Here is an 18,460-nt window from a genome sequence, read left to right as displayed (position 1 = left end):
ATTTTATTATTTTCAATTATTAAATTTATTTAACATCTAAACTTACTTTTACTCCAGCTCTTAATTCATTTGTTTCAACTGTAGTTTTTTTGTCACTACCGTTCCAGTATTCACCTTTGTCAGTCAATTTATTAACTGGAGAATATCTTACACTAGGATTAACATTAATTGTTCCAATTGAAGTGTCAAATCCTTTTTTATATCCAAGTCCAGTCCATACTGTAAATTCATTTTCATAACCACCAGTTGCAGTATGTTTAGACCATTCATTTTCAGGTCTAATAAATGCATAAAATCCAGCGAATGAAGGTGTATCATAACCTACACCCACTGTGTAATCAAGTCTAACATTTGATTTGTTATTTTTTCCATTACCGTCTCTTAAAAAGTGATCCAATGATACATCATAACTAACTGTTCCAAAGTTTCCATCCAAAAGCTTACCATCAGTTGCTAATGATAAGTTGGCTCCCCAACCATCTCTTGCTTTGTCATCTCCAGATCTATAATATCTGTTGTCTTGATTTCCAGTACCTCTTTGGTTAAAGTATACAGCTTGTGCTGTTGTTTTTATATTTTGTCCCAATACATTTACTCCAAATGTTGGTCCGAAATAATATTCATTGGATTCTCCTGAAGTATGTTTAGAACCATCGCTAAAATTATCCAACTTTGTCCAGTGTCTTACTCCTAATTTTGTTGTAGTGTCAAGTGAACCTAGTTGTAGTGATTTTGATAAATTTGCATCAATCAAATCTGTACCTTTTTTTGATTTTGTTCTTTTTCCGTTGTTGTAAAATCTATCTTCATCATGTTTATAAAAAAGATCTGCATCTAAACCAAATTCGTCATTTAGTCCTAGAGTAGTTCCAAATTCGTTTCTCCATCTCAATTTAGTTTTGTTTGCTTTTTTAAATCCTTCGTTTCCTATTTCGTTTGCATCATTCCCGGATTTATCAGTATATCCTTGTCTCCAGTCCGAATTTATTCGGATGCTTTTAACGACATCTTGTTCTCCTTGTGCAAAAGAAACAGTTGCTAACATAAATGCTAATAATCCTAATAATTTTTTCATAGCTTCTCCTCCTAAAAAACCTAAAATTTTTTGATAATTTAAAAGTATTTTATCATAATTAAAATTTTTTGTAAAGTTTTTTTCTAAATTTTTGTTTCTAAAAGAAATTATTTGCGTTTAAAAGTATAAATACAAATAGCAAAATTTTCAAATATTAAAAAACACCTTTTGTCATAATAGAGTTATTTGAGCTACTATTAATGAAAAAAAGGTGTTTATAAAGTCTTTCTGTTTTTTTGATTTATTGTTTAACTGCTAATCCTATTTTTAATCCAAAATTTAATTCATTTTCTTCTTCAATTTTTCGTTTGCTTTCAGAGTTGTAATAGTCATATTTCCAAGCATTTCCTTTTTTGTAATTTTTGTCTACAGGACGATAACCAATTCTTGGATTAATTGTAAGTACACCAGCCGGTGTGTCGATATCAGCTTTGTAACCTAAATGAGTCCAAACCGAAAATTCATTTGTAAATCCACTTTTAGCTGTTCTCTTTTTAAATTCATTTTCAACATTTAATCCAGCATAGAATCCTGCAAAACTAGGAGTTTGATATCCAACTCCTGTTAAATATGCTAAAGCAACTGAATCCTTGGCGTCCTTAGCTTTCCCGTCTCTTAAGTAGTGAGCTAAATCAACATAGTAATTTGCTTTTCCAAATCCATTGTCAAAAATAGTGTTTCCAATATTAAAGATTAAATTCGCTCCTAATCCGTCTGTTTTTCTAATTTCACCATTTTTATCTCGAACTGTGTAATATCTAGAGTCTTGATTAGCAGTACCTCTTTGATTGAAATATACTGCTTCAGCTGTTGTTGTTACATTTTGTCCGAATACTTTTAGATTAAATGTAGGTCCAAAATAAAATTCGTTTGATTGTCCAACTGTGTGTTGAGAACCAACTCCACCGTTTTCACGATAAGTCCAGTTTCTCCATCCCAATTTTGTAGTTGTGTCAAGAGAACCCCATTGAGCCGCTTTAGCAAATTCTATAGCTGAAAACTTTTCTGATCCTTTGGCACCTGTTCTTTTTCCATTTTCATAAAATCTATCATTATGTTCACGATAATGGAAATTTGCATCTAATCCCCATTCGTTGTTAAGACCTAAAGTTCCTTGTACTTCTTCAGTCCATCTGAATCTTTCTTTGTTTTTTTTCTTAAATCCTTCATTTCCAAGTCTATTTGCGTCATTTCCATCTTTATCATAGTAAGTTTGACTCCATTTAGAATCTAATGAAATGTCCTTTAAAACGTCTTGATCATTTTCAGCAAAAGATAGTGAAGATATAACCAATATCATTGCTAATAAACCTAATAACTTTTTCATTTTTTTCTCCTCCAACTTTTAAATTTTTATTTTAAATACTATTTTATCTTAACTAAAATTAATAAGTACCTAACTGGTACACAATTATTATACCTCATAATTTAAAATTTGCAATACCTTATTAAAAATTTTTTTCTTTTTTTGAATTTTATTCTTTTTTGGTTTAAGAAAAATTTATAAAATATTAGATTTAAAGATAAGGTATAAAAATAAGGAATGACTTTTTATTGACAATTCCTCATAATAAATTTTAGTTGAAATATTATTGTACGTATTATTCTTAATATTTATTCCCGGAGCTTTCAAAAAATTGCAGCATTGCCGGGAAGGACCTAAATAATTAGAAGTAGGAATAACTTTTTAACAATAATATTTCTAAGAGTATTTTACCATAAAAAAATTATTTTATCAATTATAAAAAATTTTATTTTAAACAAATTTACATTTTTTATTTTATAATTTTATTTTTCTTTAGATATTCCTTTGCCACGTTGTAAGCGTTCTCACCTTTTACAGAAACACGGTAATTCATTGTCGACATTTCTTCATCTGAAATTTTGCCACTCAATTTTTCCAAAATCTTTTTCAATTTAGGATATTTTTTCAAAGTTTCCTCCCGCATCATCGGAGAACCTTGATATGGCGGGAATAAATGCTTGTCGTCCTTTAAAATAACCATATTATACTGAGCAAGTTCGGGGTCAGTAGAATAAGCGTCAACCAAGTTAATATTGCCACTTTGAACAGCAACATAACGAAGTTTCGGCTCGAACTCTTTAATATTCGGAATTTCAAACTGATACAATTTTTTAAGTCCAGGATAACCATCTTCACGATCATTAAACTCCCTTGTAAATCCAGCCTTTATCTTATCTTTCACACTCGCCAAATCAGAAATTGTCTTCAAATTATTTTCATTGGCAAATTTCTTGCTAACAGCGATTGCATAAGTATTATTGTATTTCATAGGTTTTAACATAACCATTTTAAATTTAGTTTCCATACCTTTTTTGGCTTGATTGAAAACATCTTCGGCATTGTTATTCACAGGAGTTTCGTTCAAGAAAGTGAAAACTGCAGTTCCTGAAAATTCAGGATAAATATCAATATCGCCATTTTTCAAGGCATTGAATACAAAAGAAGTTTTTCCAAGTCCAGGTTTTAACTCAACGCCAAGTTTGCTATTTTCTTCAATCAAAATTTTATACATATTTATCAATATTTCTGGCTCCGAACCAAGTTTTCCAGAAATTATCAATTTATCTTTTTTTGTATTATTAAAACTGCTAATTGATCCAAAAAGACACGCAAATGTGATTAAAATTAGGAGAATTAATATTTTTTTGATACTCAATTTTTCCAATTGCTTAAAGATGAAATCGAATAAAATTGCAAGTAAAGCAGCAGGAATAGCTCCTAACAAAATCAAATAGTTGTTATTTCTATCAAGACCAAGTAAAATCAGTTTACCAAGTCCTCCAGCACCAACAAGGGAAGCTAGTGTGGCAGTTCCTATAATCAAAACAGCAGCCGTTCTAACTCCTGTCATTATTACAGGCATAGCCAGTGGAAGCTGAACTTTTGTAAGTTGCTGAAATTTATTCATTCCTAAAGCTCTTGAAGTTATCATATACATTGGATCTACGCCAGTAATACCAGTATAAGTATTATGTAAAATTGGAAGCAGAGCATAAAGTGTAAGAGCAATTATCGCAGGTTTTCTTCCAATTCCAACGATTGGTATTAAAAGTGCTAAAATTGCTAAAGACGGTATAGTTTGAATAACGCCGTTAATCGCAATAACAATGTTCGCTAATTTTTTGTGATAGCTTAAATAAATACCTAGTGGAATGGCAATAATTAGAGCAATTATTAGTGCGATAAAAGAAATTTGAATATGTTCCACAATTCCACTAAAAAGTTCGTCTTTTTTTTCTAAAAAAGTCAAAATTAATTTATTCATAAATTTCACCTTCTTTCTTTTTAATAGCTATAAATTTTTTCACAAAAGCATTTTTAGGATTTGAGACTATTTCGTGTTTTGTTCCAGCTTGAACTAACTCGCCGTCTTGAATAATACAAATTTTATCCCCCAATAAAAATGCTTCTTCGATATCATGAGTTACAAAAACAATTGTTTTGTGAATTTGTTTCTGAAGTTTTTTCACATCTTCCTGTAAATTTGCACGAGTGATAGGATCTAATGCACTAAACGGTTCATCCATCAAAATAATTTTTGGATCAGCAGCTAGAGCCCTTGCAATTCCAACTCTTTGTGCTTCTCCACCAGACAATTCCGGAGGATTTCTTTTTCGATATTTTTCAGGCTCAAGTCCAACCATATTTAATAACTCGTCAATTCTTGCATCAATTTTTTCTTTCTTCCATTTTTTCAATTCAGGCACAATTGCAATATTTTCTTCAACCGTCATATGCGGAAAAAGTGCCACTTGCTGCAAAGCATATCCAATATCCCAACGCATTTTGTGAATATTGTAGTCTTTCACATTTTTACCATTAATTTTCACTTCTCCAGTCGTATTATCTTCCAACCGATTAATCATTTTCAAAAGTGTAGTTTTTCCGCTCCCAGACGGTCCAATAAAAACCGTAATTTCAGATTCATTTAAAGTCAAATTAATATTTTTTAATCCAACATTCCCATTTGGATAAGTCATTCCAACATTGATAAATTCTATCATTTATTTACCTCCAATTAGACACCAAATAATTTTTTATAAATTTCAGAATTCATTCGGCATTTTCAATTATTTTTTATTAAATTTTTGCTCAGCTCTCTCAAAATTATACAAAACTTTTTCTAAAGTTGCCTCAAAAGCCAATCGATCCTCATCTGAAATTCCTTCAAAAGAGATTTCATTCATTTTATCAGAAATTTCATCATATTCACTTTTCAAAGATTTAGCATAATTTGTCAAAAAAATTAAACTTTTCCGTTTATCAGTCGGACAAAATTTTCGTATTAATAAATTTTTTTCTTCCATCCGCTCAAGCATCGTTGTAAGCGAACTCATAGCAAGACCAGATTTTTTCGACAATTCTCTGTTACTAATCCCATCATTTTCCCAAAGTACATGCAAAATTCGACCTTGCTCTCCATTAAACGCCGTTATATTTTTTTGTGCCAAAAATTTATTCAAAAGTCTAGTATTTACTTGTTTTATTCTGCTTATATAAAATCCAGAGTTTGATTTCATAGATTTCCTCCTTTACAAAATTATTACTATATGATAATATATTTATATAAAAATATTACTATATCGTAAATTTATATTACTATATAGTAATAAAAAAGTCAAATATTTTTTATAAAAATGATAAAATGTTTTAAAAATAAAAAAACAAAAGGAAGGAAGTTAAAATTTATGAAAAGAAAATTCATGAAAGCAATGGTGCTTGAAAAACCGTGTAGTGCTGAAGAAATGAAAATAAAAAATGTTCCAATTCCAGAAGTGAAAAAAGATTGGATTCTTGTGAAAATAAAGGCATTTGGAATAAATAGAGCGGAAATTTTCACTCGTCAAGGAAATTCGCCATCGGTAAAACTTCCAAGAGTAATTGGGATCGAATGTGTCGGCGTTGTGGAAGATCCGTCTAACAGTGATTTTAAAAAAGGAGACAAAGTTTTTTCGATGATGAATGGCATGGGAAGAGAATTTGACGGAAGTTATGCAGAATATATTTTAATTCCCAAAAATCAGGTTTATAGATTGCCTGATGAAAAAGATTCTTTCAAAAATATCGAATTAAAAAGCAAAGAATTGTTAAAAGAAAGATTTTCAGAAAATTTGGAAATCACAGAAAAAAATATTTTCTGGTCAGAAATTGCAGCGTATCCAGAACTTTATTATACAGCATATGGCTCACTTTTTAAAAGTTTAAAATTAAAGGAAGGAGAAACACTTTTAATTCGAGGTGGAACAGGGTCGGTGGCATTAGCAGCTATTCAGTTGGCAAAAGCTATCAATGCGAGAGTTATCACTACGAGCAGAAGTGCATCTAAAGAGCAGTTTTTGAAGGAAAAAGGTGTAGATGAAGTGATTGTTGGAGATGAAAATTTTGATAAAAATCTGAGAAAATTGTTCCCAGATGGCGTGGATAAAGTTTTGGAATTAATTGGAAGACCAACTTTGAAATCATCACTAAAATCAGTAAAGCAAGGTGGAATTGTCTGTATGACAGGATGTCTTGGTGGATGGATAATTGAATATTTTGAGCCGTTGGTAGACATCATTTCAGAATCGTATTTAACTTCATTTGACAGCACAAATGTCAATAAAGATACAGTTAATGAAATGTTTGATTTTCTTGAAAAACATTCGATTAGACCTAAGATTTCAAAAGTTTTCTCATTAGATGAAATTGCAGATGCACATGAATTTTTGGAAGGAAATATGGCGAATGGGAAAGTTGTTGTGGTTGTAGATTAATTAAAGTAAAATAGTTAGGGGTAAATAAAAAATCTTATTTTAAGTTTTTCATTCAATCCAGAAAGTTACTAAAATAATTTTTTCTTTTTTAAGCAGAAGTGCTCATCGCCGCACCCCTGCACCCCGGCTAGTCTTCGACATTTTTATGCACTGACAAAAAACTCGCACTAATCGTGCTCAAACAGTTTTGTCAGCACATAAAAATGCTCCGACGGTTTAAATTTTACTATCATACAAAAGTGTCGTGATTTTTTTGGAGTAAAGACGACTGTCTGAACGAAGTGAGTTTCGGCTTTGCTTCAAAAAAATGCTTAGACGAGCGTGGGGATTATAAGGGGAAATGGCGGTCCTTTCCCCTTATGTAAAAAATAAAAAAATAATATTAAACAAAATAACATCTTGTAATCAAGAATAACCTAAAAAATTTGAAATTAAAAAATCTGCCCCTAAAATTTTTAAACCATCATAATAAAAAATGAAATTTCTCAAGAAATATGATAAAATAAATTAAAAATTTGGAAAAACTTTCATGGATAGATAAAGGTTATGAAAAATTTGAATAGTTGTGTCAAATCTAAATTTTTATTTATGATATGAGTTTTTGAGAAATTTTTTATTTTGAATATAATAAAATTTGAAAGGTAAAAATGAAAAATAAAAAAGTAGTAGTTGGAATGAGTGGAGGAATAGATAGTTCGGTAGCAGCGTTATTGTTGCAGCAGCAAGAATATGAAGTGATAGGAGTTACATTGAAACATTTGCCAGATGAATTGTCAGAAAATCCTGGTAAAACATGTTGTTCACTAGATGATATAAATGATGCGAGATATACTTGCTATAATTTGGGAATTCCACATTATGTGATAAATGTTGTAGATGAATTCAAAAAAGAAGTAATGGAATATTTCGTAAAAATATATAATGAAGGTAAAACGCCTTCACCTTGCGTGATTTGTGATGAGAAAGTGAAAATTAAAAAATTAGTGGAGTTTGCGGATAAAATGGGGATAAAATATATTTCAACTGGGCATTATTCCAAAAAAAGTATGAATGGACTTTTAATGTGGGATAAGGAAAATCGAAAAGACCAGTCATACATGCTTTACAGACTTGATAAAAATATTATTGAGAGATTTTTGTTCCCACTATCAGAATACGAGAAACCACAAGTTAGAGAAATCGCTCGGCAACACGGGATTCATACACACAATAAGCCAGACAGTCAAGGGATTTGTTTTGCGCCGAACGGCTATATTTCTTATTTAAAAAAATTTTTAGGAAATGAAATTAAAGAAGGAAATTTTATAGATAAAAATGGGAAAATAATTGGGAAACACATTGGTTACCAGTTTTACACAGTTGGACAACGAAGAGGACTGGGACTTAATTTAGGAAAAGCATTCTTTGTTGTGGAAATAAGACCCGAAACAAATGAAGTTGTTGTTGGAGATTTTGAAGAAATTTTGGTGGATAAAATCGAGGTTATAAATTATAAATTTCATTATGAAATGGAAAAAATTATGCAAAAAAAAATTATCGCAAGACCAAGATTTTCATCAAAAGGATTAAAGGGACAACTAAGTTTTGAAAATGGGAAGTTGTATTTTACATTTGATGAAAAAACGCATGAAAACTCGCAGGGACAACATATTGTCTTTTATTTGGAGAATGAATTAATCGGTGGTGGAGAAATAAAAAAACTTTGAAAAATAAGTTTTTTTTATTTTTTTAAAAAAAACTAATCATAAAAAATTAAGATGTAGTAAAATAAAAAATATATCTATAATTTTTGTAGTAAAAAAATAAAAATAAAATAAGATTTTAGAAAGTAAAAAATAAAAATTAAAAAAGTTTGGAAAATAAACAAAAAAAGGAGATAAAATGTTTTTCCCAATGTGTGTTAATTTGAAAGATAAAAAAATTTTGGTAATTGGTGCAGGAAAAGTTGCAAAAAGAAAAATAAAAAAAATTACAGAATACGGCACGGACATTACAGTTTTAGGAAAAGAAATAAAAGAAAGTGAAATTTTGAAAATTAAAAATTTAAAAATTATAAAAAAAATTTGGAAAATAGTCAAAATGAAATTGAAAAAATCGTAAAAAATTATTTTTTGGTAATAACTGCAACTGATGATGCGGATTTGAATGAAAAAATTGCGTTGATTTGTGATAGAAATAATATTTTAGTGAACAACGTTTCTTCAAAAACCATGATGAATACAATGTTTACTGGAGTTGTGAAAAATAGTGAGTTTCAAATTTCAATTTCTACGAATGGGAAAAACTGTAAGCGAAGTCGAGCGATGAAGGAAGAGATAAAAAAAGTTTTGAATAAAATTGAAAATTTAGAGAATGGAGAAGAAAATGTTTAAAAGACACAGAAAATTGAGAAAAAATGAAATAATTAGAAACCTTGTAAAAGATGTGTATTTGGAAAAATCTGATTTGATTTATCCAATTTTTATTGAAGAGGGGGAAAACATTAAAAATGAAATTCCATCAATGCCAGGAATTTTTAGATACTCAGTAGATAGACTTTCGGAAGAGCTAGATGAACTTGTAAAATTGGGGATAAATTCTATTTTGCTTTTTGGGATACCGAAACACAAAGATGAATGTGCATCGCAGGCTTATGATGAAAATGGTGTTATTCAAAACGCGGTAAGATTTATTAAAAAAAATTATGATAATTTTTTGGTAATTTGTGATGTTTGTTGCTGTGAATACACAAGTCATGGACATTGTGGAATTTTAGACAAAAATGGATATGTGAAAAATGACGAAACGATAGAAATAATTGGAAAAATTGCGTTGTCATATGTAAAAGCGGGAGCGGATATTGTGGCTCCGTCAGATATGATGGACGGAAGGATTGAAAAAATTAAAGAAGTTTTAGAAAAAAATCATTTTGAGAATGTACCGATAATGGCTTATTCTGTGAAATATTCTTCAGCATTTTATGGACCTTTTAGAGATGCAGCTGATTCAGCACCGCAATTTGGTGATAGAAAATCTTATCAGATGGATTTTAGACGAAATAGAGATATAATTAGCGAAGTCAATGAGGATTTAAAACAGGGAGCGGACATTGTAATTGTAAAACCAGGACTTGCTTATCTTGACGTGTTAAAGAAAGTAAGCGATTCATTTGAAGTGCCAACAGTGGCATACAGCGTTTCAGGGGAATATTCTATGACAAAAGCTGCGGCACAAAATGGTTGGATAGATGAGGAAAAAGTTGTAATGGAGCAAATGTACGCGATGAAAAGAGCAGGAGCCGTTGCTATAATAACTTATTATGCAAAAGAAGTGGCTAAAAATCTAAAAAAATAAAATTTTTATCTGTAATATACTAAAAATTCATATGTTTGTAGACAAGGAGAAAGTGGGAAAATTTATGAAAATAATTATAGTTGGAGCCGGTGTTGTGGGTGAAGCGCTTTGTAGCGAATTATCTGAAGTCGGAAATGATGTCATATTAGTTGAAAAGGAAGAGCAAAGACTGAATAAAATAGTTGAAACAAATGATGTAACAGGATATATAGGAAACGGAGCCTCATATGAAACACTGCTTGAAGCTGGAACTGATACAGCGGACATTTTCATCGCAACAACGCCAACTGATGAATTAAACATAATGGCTTGTATTATTGCAAGAAAAATGGGAGCAAAATATACGATTTCAAGGGTAAGAAATCCTGAATACGGTTCAAATTTGAGTTTTGTCAGAGATGATTTAGGTATTTCGCTAATAGTAAATCCAGAAATGGAATCAGCTAAAAACATAGCAAATAAATTATTCTTTCCAAATGCCTTAAGTGCAGAAAGTTTTTTTTGGCAAAGAGCGAATATGATTTCACTAAAAATTGAAGAAAACAGTTTTCTAAAGGATATGCACCTAAAAGACTTGGATGTAGATCAAAGTGAAAAAGTTATAATCTGTATTGTTGAAAGAGGAAACGATGTGTTTATTCCATCTGGAGATTTTCAAATTTTGGAAAATGACGTAATTTATGTTATGGGACCGACAGAAGCCGTTAGAAAATTTTACAAAAAAATGGGATACAGTCGATATGTAAATTCTTCGATGATCATTGGTGGAGGAACAATTTCTCATTATTTGATAGACATTCTTTTAAGAGAAAAAAAACAAGTGAAAGTCATTGACAGCGATATGCAAAAATTAGAACATCTAAGTCAAACATTTCCAAATGTTTGCGCAATTTATGGAGATGAGACAGATCACGAATTTTTAATAGATGAAGGAATTAAAAATTTTGATTCCATTGTTATGCTTAGTGACAGTGATGAAGAAAATATGGTTTTATCAATGTTTGCAAGATCACTCACAGCTTCAAAAATAGTTACAAAAATAGACAGGACATTACTTCTTCCAATTATTGAAGATTACGGGGTAAAATCAACTGTAATTCCTAAAAAAGTTATCGCTGACATCATAATAAGAGTAGTCAGAGCTAGAATAAATACAAGAGGCTCAAAAATGAAAACGCTCCACAGATTGTGTGAAAATAGAGTAGAACTTATTATTTTTGAAATAAAAAAAGAAAGCCATATAGTTGGAATTCCACTAAAAGATTTAAAATTAAAGACAAGTGTAATAATTGCAGGTATTTTTAGAAATGACAATTTAATTTTTCCTGGTGGAAATGATACGATAGAAACTGGAGATTATGTAATGATTATAACGACAACTCCAATAGATGACTTTGAAGGAATTGTTTTAAAATAAATAATTAAATAACAAATTAATTACAAGGAGCAAGAAAATGAACAAAAAAATGATAAGTTTTGTAATTGGAAAAATTTTAATACTAGAAGCTGGACTGATGTTTTTGCCATTAATTATAAGCTTTTTATACAAAGAGGATATTTTACATAAGATGTCATATGGAATAGTGATTTTACTACTTTTGGCAGTAGGTCTTCTAATGTCGCTAAAAATTCCAATTGATAAAAATATTCAAGGGAGAGAAGGTTTCGTAATAGTGGCTTTATCTTGGATATTTATGTCAGCTTTCGGAGCACTCCCGTTTGTAATATCGAAAGAGATACCGTCATTTGTAGATGCCTTTTTCGAGGTTGTCAGCGGTTTTACGACAACAGGTTCGAGCATAATTACAGACTTGACCAAAATTAGTCACTCAAATTTATTTTGGCGAAGTTTTACTCACTTTGTAGGAGGAATGGGGGTTCTAGTTTTAGCACTTGCAATTTTGCCAAAATATTCTCCAACTTCTGTCTATGTAATGAAAGCTGAAGTTCCAGGACCGACATTTGGTAAAATAGTTTCAAAATTGTCGTCTACCGCAAGAGTGTTGTACAAAATATATACAGTTATGACAATAGTTTTGATAATTTTACTGCTATTTGGAGGTCTAAATTTATTTGAAGCAAGTTTACTTGCATTTGGAACAGCTGGGACAGGTGGCTTTGGTATAAGAAATGGAAGTATTTTGCCGTATCACAGCGCTTATATTGATGTTGTACTGTCGATTGGAATGTTAGTTTTTGGAGTAAATTTTAATGTTTATTATTTTATTTTAATCGGGAAAGTAAAAGATGTGCTAAAAAATGAAGAGTTAAAATATTATTTACTCATTGTATTTGTTTCGGTTGCGCTAATAGTCATAAATATTTCAAAATCATACAGTTCGATATTACAATGTATAAGAGATGTGTTATTTTCTGTATCTTCTGTGATGACAACAACGGGATACTCAACGGCAGATTTTGGAAAATGGCCACTTTTTTCGCAAGTAATTTTGTTGATACTTATGTTTTTTGGTGCGTGTGCTGGTTCTACCGCAGGCGGATTAAAAATTTCCAGGGTAATTCTAATGATAAAAATACACTTTGCAGAAATAAGACAAATGATAAGTCCCAACCGTGTTATTTCAATCTCTTACGAAGACAAACCAGTAAGTTTGAAAATGCAAAAAAGTATAGCAGTGTATTTTGTAGTTTATGCAGTAGTTTTTATGGCGATGCTTTTATTGATTTCATTTTCCACAGATGATTTTTTAACAGCATTTAGCGCAGTTGCTGCAACTTTTAATAACATAGGTCCAGGACTTGGAAAAGTGGGTCCTGCATACAGCTTTGCCAACTTAAATGATTTTTCTAAAATTGTATTAAGTTTTGCAATGCTTGCTGGAAGATTGGAAATTTTTCCGATGTTAATATTATTTTCACCACTAACTTGGAAATTAAAATAAAAAATCTGTTTTGCAACTGGATCTTTAGCGAGAAAATGCTTCTTATGCTCTCTTTTTAAAATAAAATTTTATAAAAATTTAATAAATTTTTTGAAAAAATGATTTATCATACTTGCATTTTTTTTGTAAATATGCTAATATTAAGACAAGAAATAAAAAAATATGGAGGAAAAAGAGAAATATGGCAAAAGCTAAATTTGACAGAAGTAAACCACACGTAAACATAGGAACAATTGGTCATGTAGACCACGGAAAAACTACTTTGACAGCAGCAATTTCAAAAGTGTTGTCTGATAAAGGGCTTGCAGAAAAAGTTGATTTTGAAAATATCGACCAAGCTCCTGAAGAAAGAGAAAGAGGAATCACAATTAACACAGCTCATATTGAGTATGAAACAGCAAAAAGACACTACGCACACGTAGACTGTCCAGGACATGCGGATTATGTAAAAAATATGATTACAGGAGCAGCTCAGATGGATGGAGCAATCCTAGTAGTATCAGCAGCTGATGGACCAATGCCTCAAACAAGAGAACATATTCTATTGGCAAGACAGGTTGGAGTACCTTACATTGTAGTATTCTTAAACAAAGTTGATATGGTAGACGACGAAGAATTACTAGAATTGGTAGAAATGGAAGTAAGAGAACTATTAAACGAATACGGATTCCCAGGAGATGACGTACCAATAATAGCTGGATCAGCATTAGGAGCATTAAATGGGGAAGCAAAATGGGTAGAAAAAATAATGGAATTAATGGATGCGGTAGATACATATATTCCGACACCAGAAAGACCAATTGACCAACCATTCCTTATGCCGATTGAAGATGTGTTCACAATTACAGGAAGAGGAACAGTAGTAACAGGAAGAGTAGAAAGAGGAGTAGTAAAAGTTGGGGAAGAAGTAGAAATAGTAGGAATCAAACCGACTTCAAAAACTACAGTAACAGGAGTGGAAATGTTCAGAAAGTTATTGGATTCAGGACAAGCTGGAGATAATATAGGAGCATTGCTAAGAGGAACTAAGAAAGAAGAAGTGGAAAGAGGACAAGTGTTAGCAAAACCAGGAACAATCACACCACATACAGGATTCAAATCAGAAGTATACGTACTTACAAAAGATGAAGGTGGAAGACATACACCATTCTTTACAGGATACAAACCACAATTTTATTTCAGAACGACTGACATTACAGGAGAAGTAAAACTACCAGAAGGAGTAGAAATGGTAATGCCAGGAGATAACATTGAAATGACAGTGGAATTAATTCACCCAATTGCGATGGAAGAAGGATTGAGATTTGCTATAAGAGAAGGTGGAAGAACAGTAGCTTCAGGAGTAGTTGCAACTATTACTAAATAACTGATTTACTAAAATCATCATAATATAAAAAGAACTGGAAATATCTAGTTCTTTTTTTGATTTTTTATTACTTGAAGAATTGAAATTTTTTATAAAACCAAAATTCCCATAGTTTATTAAGGTATAATATTAACGAAAGGAGATTACGAAAATAACTAATTATGGAAGAATTAAAAATGAGGTGATAAGAATGAAAAAAAATTTTTTTAATACGGTAATTATATTATTTTTAACAGTTTCTTCACTAATCTTTTCAAAAAATGTGATATATAGCGATACAAATGAAATGACAGGAAGTTATACCAATGAACTAAAATTAAGAATGAGTAAAATTGAAAAAAATGTTATTTCAAAATATAAAGATGTGAGTGGAAATGACTATAATTTTAGAAGAGCAGCTCAAGAAATTTATGATTATTGGGACAAAGAATTAAATATTATTTATAATAAGTTGATGAAAAAATTGAATCCTAAAGCGAAAGAACGTTTGATTCAAGCACAAAAAGACTGGATAGAATATAGAGATGATGACGGAACTTTCAGATATTGTATAGAAAATGAAGAAGGTGGAACACTTGGAATTAATCGTGCAATTTCAGCAAAAATAAGAACCGTGAAAGAACGAACTTTAAATTTAGCTTATATATATGATAATTTAAATGATTAAAACTTATTAATAAAATATGATTAAAAAATCTTATTTTGGGGGAATTAGAGAGTGTAAATTTTTTTTATGTAAATACAGCAAAGAATTCCTACATTACTGAATTTGTATATATTTATAAAAAAATCTAGACACTCTCTGAATAATTTTCTTTTTTCTATTAATTTTTACAGACTATTTTATCTTTTTTATTGGATACCGAATGACCGTTTTAATTTTACTTATGTCAACTTTTCTGGGATCGCTCAAATATATTTCATGATGAGGTGTTTTTTCTGTTATATTAAAAGCGTAACCTTTTTTTCTGGCATATTCCTCCATTGATGAAATAGTTTTAGGCTCGTCATCATAAGAACCTATGTGTACACATTGTACGCAAATTCCTTCTTTATAAGTAAAAAAATTAACTTTGGAAAAATCTTTTTTCTTTTTGTCAGTTGCTACTTTTATAGCCCATTCAAAATCTTCTTTTTTAATAAAATCAGGCAATCTTATTAAGGAAATCCAGTTTAACTTTTCTTTTTCCAATTTATTATTTTCCTGTTCTTTTTCCGAACACCACAATCCTTCAAGCGGTGGAACAACATAATTAAAAAATCCTTCGATTTTGTAATCACTTTTATAACTCATTTTTAATGTATAGGCGATAGCATATATTAATTCAAGTGCTTTCTTGTATTCTCCATTTTCTTCATTTGGATTGCCTTTCCCTCTGACGGAAAGAAAATTCATTTCAGGAATTTCTACTATAACAGGTTTTTTCCCAGAATTGTAAAATTGTTTTTCTTCTTTTTTAAAATCAAATGTCATAATTAATCATTCTCCTTTGTTCTAAATTTTTTTTATTACTTAAATAAACGCTTATGAATATTATTAATGTAATATCCATAATTTTAAATTTTTTCAAAATTATTCGTTTTTGAAATAAGATCCCAAGAACTATTTCACTGCAATATAAATATTAATTTCCATATTTTTAGGATCGCCTCCAGCTATATATTCTTCAAAATCATAAGTATAAGTTCTTTCTAATTTTTCTCCCTGTTCTCCAAAATTCTTCCAAAAATTAATCCAGAAATTAGTAACTTCTATCTGTGGATTTCCAAAAAGAGAAAATTTTGCGTATTTTCCGCTTGGAATGAATATTTTTGTCAATTTTTCATTAATATTTTTACTTTCCTTTTTCACTTCACAACCCACAAGATTTCTATATTCAAAACCATTTTTATTAGTGTAATCGAAATAAACTGCCATTGTATTTTTATTTACTCTGTCTCTTATATTTTTTATTTCTCCTCCATTTTCGTAGCGAAACTCATTCCACATTTTTCCAATTTTTTTTGATGTATTTTTGTCATTTCTCATTGTTTCAGACAATCCAACCACTGTTTTTTCTTTAATTTTCACTATTTCATATTTCATTTTAATCGATCTCCTTTGTACTTTTTATTTTTTAAAAGTTTTCAATTTATAAAAAAACTTTTTAATTTTAAATAATGATAATATTTATATTTTAAAAATTAATCATTTTTTTTAGAAGTGTAAAATAATATATAAATACCTAAAATACAGACTACAAGTCCAATAATTGCGGGTATAAAAATAGATTTTCCTACTTCTCCTGCAAAAATAACACTTCCAAACATTTTACTTATAGCAATTAACACTAAAACTGCAATTCCTAATTTTAAATTTCTTTTCCACAGTGCTTTTGACAATCCCCATAGAGAAATGAAGACTATAAAAATTCCTATTAATTTTGTATAAAAAGGACTATTTAAAAGAAATTTTTGCTCTAAATTTAAAAATTCATTTACTTGTGTGCTAACATTCGTTGGTTTGGGAAACCAAAACATACTTGTCAAAAGAAAAAAGATTGTCATAAAAATGCCCGTTAATTTTCTTTTGTATGAAAAATAACAAAAAGGTATTAGAAATAAAGGCCTTATATACCAGCTTAAAATATTATGATGCCGTTCAAATGTCCAATTTAAAAAAGATTTATTAAAAAAAAGCAAACATATAAATAAAATTGTTAATAAAATAAAAACCAAACTTCCCAGTTTATCAATATTATTTATTTTGTTTTTAGTCATTTTTGTCCTCCTGTATTCTTTAATATTTTTCTTTCATTCAGTGCCAATGCTACAAAAAATTTTTCCTATTCTGCAAATTTTTCTAAAATCATAATTACAATTTTTTTAATGTTTTTTTCAAATAAATTTATTTTCAAATTTATTATAGCAAAAAAAATATGACAACAGTATGTCATATTAAAAATTTATATTTTATAATTTTCTCTCATTTTTTCAACTTTCTTTGCCAAAATTTCTCTGATTCTTGCAGGTTTCAAAACTTTTAAGTGTTCTCCAAAAGACAGTAAATATCCGTATAACCATTCATTTTCAAAAATTTCTGTAGTTATTTCAAAATTTTCGTTTTCTTTTTTTGTGATGCTTTCTTCAAAAAATTCATCGTATACACGGTAAGCTTGAGATTTATCAATTTCAATCACTATTTTTGTGCCTTTTCCATTCATATTATTTTGATTTTTCAAATCTTCCTTTTTAAGTTCTCTTTCAAAATGTTCACAAGTCAATTCCAAATTTTTTATTCTAGCTATTTTAAACTGCCTAATATCTTTTTTCTTATGACAATATGCAAAAAGATACCACGCTTTTTCTTTAAACCACAATTTTAGCGGTTCTACTGTTCTTTTGGAATTTTTTCCTTTTGTATTAAAATAGATAAATTCTATAACTTTTTTTTCAAGTATTGAATTTTTAATTTTTTCAAACAAAATACTATCATTTTCACCGTATCTTGAAAAATCAACTTCGATCCAGTCATCAGCCTTTCTATTAAAAATGGAGTTTAATTTTGTTAAAGTGATGTTGTTTTTAGAATCTTGAATCGCATTTAAGCTTTGCAGAGCAAATAAAATCTCATTTTGCTCATTCTGAGATAAAAAAGATTTATCTATCGTAAAATTTTTTATAAGTCCAATTCCCCCATATCTTCCTTTTTCCGAATAAATTGGAATTTGTGCTAATGTCAAAGTTTCAATATCTCTATATATCGTTCTTTTGGACACTTCAAAATGACGTGCCAATTTTTCTGCTGTCACTTTCTTTTCCGTCAATAAAATTTGTACAATTTCAAAAAGTCTGGCTAATTTTATATTCATAATTTATCCTTTTTCTTAAAAATATTTTTTAGTTTAACAATTATACTCTATTTTTATAAAAAAGTAAAAAAATTATTGTATCTGAGTATAATTAATTATTGACAATCATAAAATATGGATTATACTATTAATAGCATAAAATGTAAAAATTGAG

18 protein-coding genes are annotated in these 18,460 nt (G+C 29.6%); 9 read left to right on the top strand and 9 right to left on the bottom strand.

Annotation, left to right across the window (positions count from 1 at the left end; translation table 11 throughout):
* Nucleotides 1-25 precede the first annotated feature (25 nt).
* The 5 genes from AXF11_RS03185 to AXF11_RS03165 all read right to left on the bottom strand — a co-directional run bounded on the left by AXF11_RS03185 (nt 26) and on the right by AXF11_RS03165 (nt 5,620).
* A complete protein-coding gene (locus AXF11_RS03185) occupies nt 26-1,075 on the bottom strand; it encodes a hypothetical protein (RefSeq protein WP_068154860.1) in 1,050 nt (349 codons plus the stop codon).
* Between the two features lie 241 nt (nt 1,076-1,316).
* On the bottom strand, nt 1,317-2,402 hold the full coding sequence (locus AXF11_RS03180) for a hypothetical protein (RefSeq protein ID WP_068154858.1): 1,086 nt from the start codon (nt 2,400-2,402) through the stop codon (nt 1,317-1,319).
* A gap of 448 nt (nt 2,403-2,850) precedes the next feature.
* Entirely contained in the window at nt 2,851-4,365 is a 1,515-nt protein-coding gene (locus tag AXF11_RS03175; RefSeq protein WP_068154855.1) for an ABC transporter permease/substrate-binding protein, read from the bottom strand.
* A complete protein-coding gene (locus AXF11_RS03170; RefSeq protein WP_068154853.1) occupies nt 4,358-5,104 on the bottom strand; it encodes an ABC transporter ATP-binding protein in 747 nt (248 codons plus the stop codon). The genes AXF11_RS03175 and AXF11_RS03170 overlap by 8 nt, the downstream gene beginning before the upstream one ends.
* A 66-nt stretch (nt 5,105-5,170) precedes the next feature.
* Entirely contained in the window at nt 5,171-5,620 is a 450-nt protein-coding gene (locus AXF11_RS03165) for a MarR family transcriptional regulator (RefSeq protein WP_068154852.1), read from the bottom strand.
* A 168-nt stretch (nt 5,621-5,788) separates the two neighbouring features.
* On the opposite strand from AXF11_RS03165, the gene AXF11_RS03160 reads away from it, so the two are divergent.
* From AXF11_RS03160 to AXF11_RS03125, 9 genes are all read left to right on the top strand, one after another.
* Nucleotides 5,789-6,853 (top strand): zinc-binding alcohol dehydrogenase family protein, encoded by a 1,065-nt coding sequence (locus AXF11_RS03160; RefSeq protein ID WP_068154849.1) that lies wholly within the window; start codon nt 5,789-5,791, stop codon nt 6,851-6,853.
* A 647-nt stretch (nt 6,854-7,500) separates the two neighbouring features.
* Nucleotides 7,501-8,559 carry a tRNA 2-thiouridine(34) synthase MnmA gene (mnmA, locus tag AXF11_RS03155; RefSeq protein WP_068154847.1) on the top strand — a complete coding sequence of 353 codons (1,059 nt, stop codon included), beginning with the start codon at nt 7,501-7,503 and terminating at the stop codon, nt 8,557-8,559.
* A gap of 175 nt (nt 8,560-8,734) precedes the next feature.
* Nucleotides 8,735-8,953, top strand: a complete 219-nt coding sequence (locus tag AXF11_RS10815; protein ID WP_231724754.1) for an NAD(P)-dependent oxidoreductase — start codon at nt 8,735-8,737, stop codon at nt 8,951-8,953.
* A complete protein-coding gene (locus AXF11_RS10810) occupies nt 8,917-9,225 on the top strand; it encodes an NAD(P)-dependent oxidoreductase (RefSeq protein WP_231724753.1) in 309 nt (102 codons plus the stop codon). Before AXF11_RS10815 ends, AXF11_RS10810 begins: the two co-directional genes overlap by 37 nt.
* Nucleotides 9,218-10,186: a porphobilinogen synthase gene (gene hemB, locus AXF11_RS03145; RefSeq protein WP_068154845.1), complete on the top strand. Its 969-nt coding sequence runs from the start codon at nt 9,218-9,220 to the stop codon at nt 10,184-10,186. Before AXF11_RS10810 ends, hemB begins: the two co-directional genes overlap by 8 nt.
* A 64-nt stretch (nt 10,187-10,250) precedes the next feature.
* Nucleotides 10,251-11,603, top strand: a complete 1,353-nt coding sequence (gene trkA, locus AXF11_RS03140; protein WP_068158191.1) for a Trk system potassium transporter TrkA — start codon at nt 10,251-10,253, stop codon at nt 11,601-11,603.
* Nucleotides 11,604-11,640: 37 nt separating this feature from the next.
* Nucleotides 11,641-13,089: a TrkH family potassium uptake protein gene (locus AXF11_RS03135; protein ID WP_068154842.1), complete on the top strand. Its 1,449-nt coding sequence runs from the start codon at nt 11,641-11,643 to the stop codon at nt 13,087-13,089.
* Nucleotides 13,090-13,270: 181 nt separating this feature from the next.
* The gene (tuf, locus tag AXF11_RS03130) at nt 13,271-14,455 is read left to right on the top strand and encodes an elongation factor Tu (RefSeq protein WP_068154840.1); all 1,185 of its coding nucleotides are present in this window, start codon (nt 13,271-13,273) and stop codon (nt 14,453-14,455) included.
* Between the two features lie 190 nt (nt 14,456-14,645).
* Nucleotides 14,646-15,122 carry a lysozyme inhibitor LprI family protein gene (locus AXF11_RS03125; protein ID WP_068154837.1) on the top strand — a complete coding sequence of 159 codons (477 nt, stop codon included), beginning with the start codon at nt 14,646-14,648 and terminating at the stop codon, nt 15,120-15,122.
* 171 nt (nt 15,123-15,293) lie between these two features.
* Here AXF11_RS03125 and AXF11_RS03120 read toward each other — a convergent pair whose 3' ends face one another.
* The 4 genes from AXF11_RS03120 to AXF11_RS03105 form a co-directional block, all read right to left on the bottom strand.
* Complete coding sequence (locus AXF11_RS03120; RefSeq protein ID WP_068154835.1) at nt 15,294-15,929, bottom strand: GyrI-like domain-containing protein; 636 nt, start codon at nt 15,927-15,929, stop codon at nt 15,294-15,296.
* Nucleotides 15,930-16,058: 129 nt separating this feature from the next.
* The gene (locus tag AXF11_RS03115) at nt 16,059-16,541 is read right to left on the bottom strand and encodes a GyrI-like domain-containing protein (protein ID WP_068154834.1); all 483 of its coding nucleotides are present in this window, start codon (nt 16,539-16,541) and stop codon (nt 16,059-16,061) included.
* Between the two features lie 98 nt (nt 16,542-16,639).
* Nucleotides 16,640-17,215, bottom strand: a complete 576-nt coding sequence (locus AXF11_RS03110) for a hypothetical protein (protein ID WP_068154832.1) — start codon at nt 17,213-17,215, stop codon at nt 16,640-16,642.
* 185 nt (nt 17,216-17,400) lie between these two features.
* Complete coding sequence (locus AXF11_RS03105) at nt 17,401-18,306, bottom strand: helix-turn-helix transcriptional regulator (protein WP_231724752.1); 906 nt, start codon at nt 18,304-18,306, stop codon at nt 17,401-17,403.
* Between the last annotated feature and the right edge of the window lie 154 nt (nt 18,307-18,460).

Source organism: Leptotrichia sp. oral taxon 847 (assembly GCF_001553645.1).
In the GTDB taxonomy this organism is placed as follows: Bacteria; Fusobacteriota; Fusobacteriia; order Fusobacteriales; family Leptotrichiaceae; genus Leptotrichia.
Note: the sequence above shows the minus strand (reverse complement) of the source record. Positions and strands in the feature narration are given on the sequence as shown.

What these genes read in the sequence shown, in the direction of transcription:
- AXF11_RS03115 (WP_068154834.1), bottom strand. Translation starts at nt 16,541, where the DNA reads ATGAAATATGAAATAGTGAAAATTAAAGAAAAAACAGTGGTTGGATTG.
- AXF11_RS03125 (WP_068154837.1), top strand. Translation starts at nt 14,646, where the DNA reads ATGAAAAAAAATTTTTTTAATACGGTAATTATATTATTTTTAACAGTT.
- AXF11_RS03185 (WP_068154860.1), bottom strand. Translation starts at nt 1,075, where the DNA reads ATGAAAAAATTATTAGGATTATTAGCATTTATGTTAGCAACTGTTTCT.
- AXF11_RS10815 (WP_231724754.1), top strand. Translation starts at nt 8,735, where the DNA reads ATGTTTTTCCCAATGTGTGTTAATTTGAAAGATAAAAAAATTTTGGTA.
- AXF11_RS03120 (WP_068154835.1), bottom strand. Translation starts at nt 15,929, where the DNA reads ATGACATTTGATTTTAAAAAAGAAGAAAAACAATTTTACAATTCTGGG.
- AXF11_RS03170 (WP_068154853.1), bottom strand. Translation starts at nt 5,104, where the DNA reads ATGATAGAATTTATCAATGTTGGAATGACTTATCCAAATGGGAATGTT.
- AXF11_RS03175 (WP_068154855.1), bottom strand. Translation starts at nt 4,365, where the DNA reads ATGAATAAATTAATTTTGACTTTTTTAGAAAAAAAAGACGAACTTTTT.
- AXF11_RS03160 (WP_068154849.1), top strand. Translation starts at nt 5,789, where the DNA reads ATGAAAAGAAAATTCATGAAAGCAATGGTGCTTGAAAAACCGTGTAGT.
- tuf (WP_068154840.1), top strand. Translation starts at nt 13,271, where the DNA reads ATGGCAAAAGCTAAATTTGACAGAAGTAAACCACACGTAAACATAGGA.
- AXF11_RS03135 (WP_068154842.1), top strand. Translation starts at nt 11,641, where the DNA reads ATGAACAAAAAAATGATAAGTTTTGTAATTGGAAAAATTTTAATACTA.
- AXF11_RS03110 (WP_068154832.1), bottom strand. Translation starts at nt 17,215, where the DNA reads ATGACTAAAAACAAAATAAATAATATTGATAAACTGGGAAGTTTGGTT.
- trkA (WP_068158191.1), top strand. Translation starts at nt 10,251, where the DNA reads ATGAAAATAATTATAGTTGGAGCCGGTGTTGTGGGTGAAGCGCTTTGT.
- AXF11_RS03165 (WP_068154852.1), bottom strand. Translation starts at nt 5,620, where the DNA reads ATGAAATCAAACTCTGGATTTTATATAAGCAGAATAAAACAAGTAAAT.
- AXF11_RS03180 (WP_068154858.1), bottom strand. Translation starts at nt 2,402, where the DNA reads ATGAAAAAGTTATTAGGTTTATTAGCAATGATATTGGTTATATCTTCA.
- mnmA (WP_068154847.1), top strand. Translation starts at nt 7,501, where the DNA reads ATGAAAAATAAAAAAGTAGTAGTTGGAATGAGTGGAGGAATAGATAGT.
- hemB (WP_068154845.1), top strand. Translation starts at nt 9,218, where the DNA reads ATGTTTAAAAGACACAGAAAATTGAGAAAAAATGAAATAATTAGAAAC.
- AXF11_RS03105 (WP_231724752.1), bottom strand. Translation starts at nt 18,306, where the DNA reads ATGAATATAAAATTAGCCAGACTTTTTGAAATTGTACAAATTTTATTG.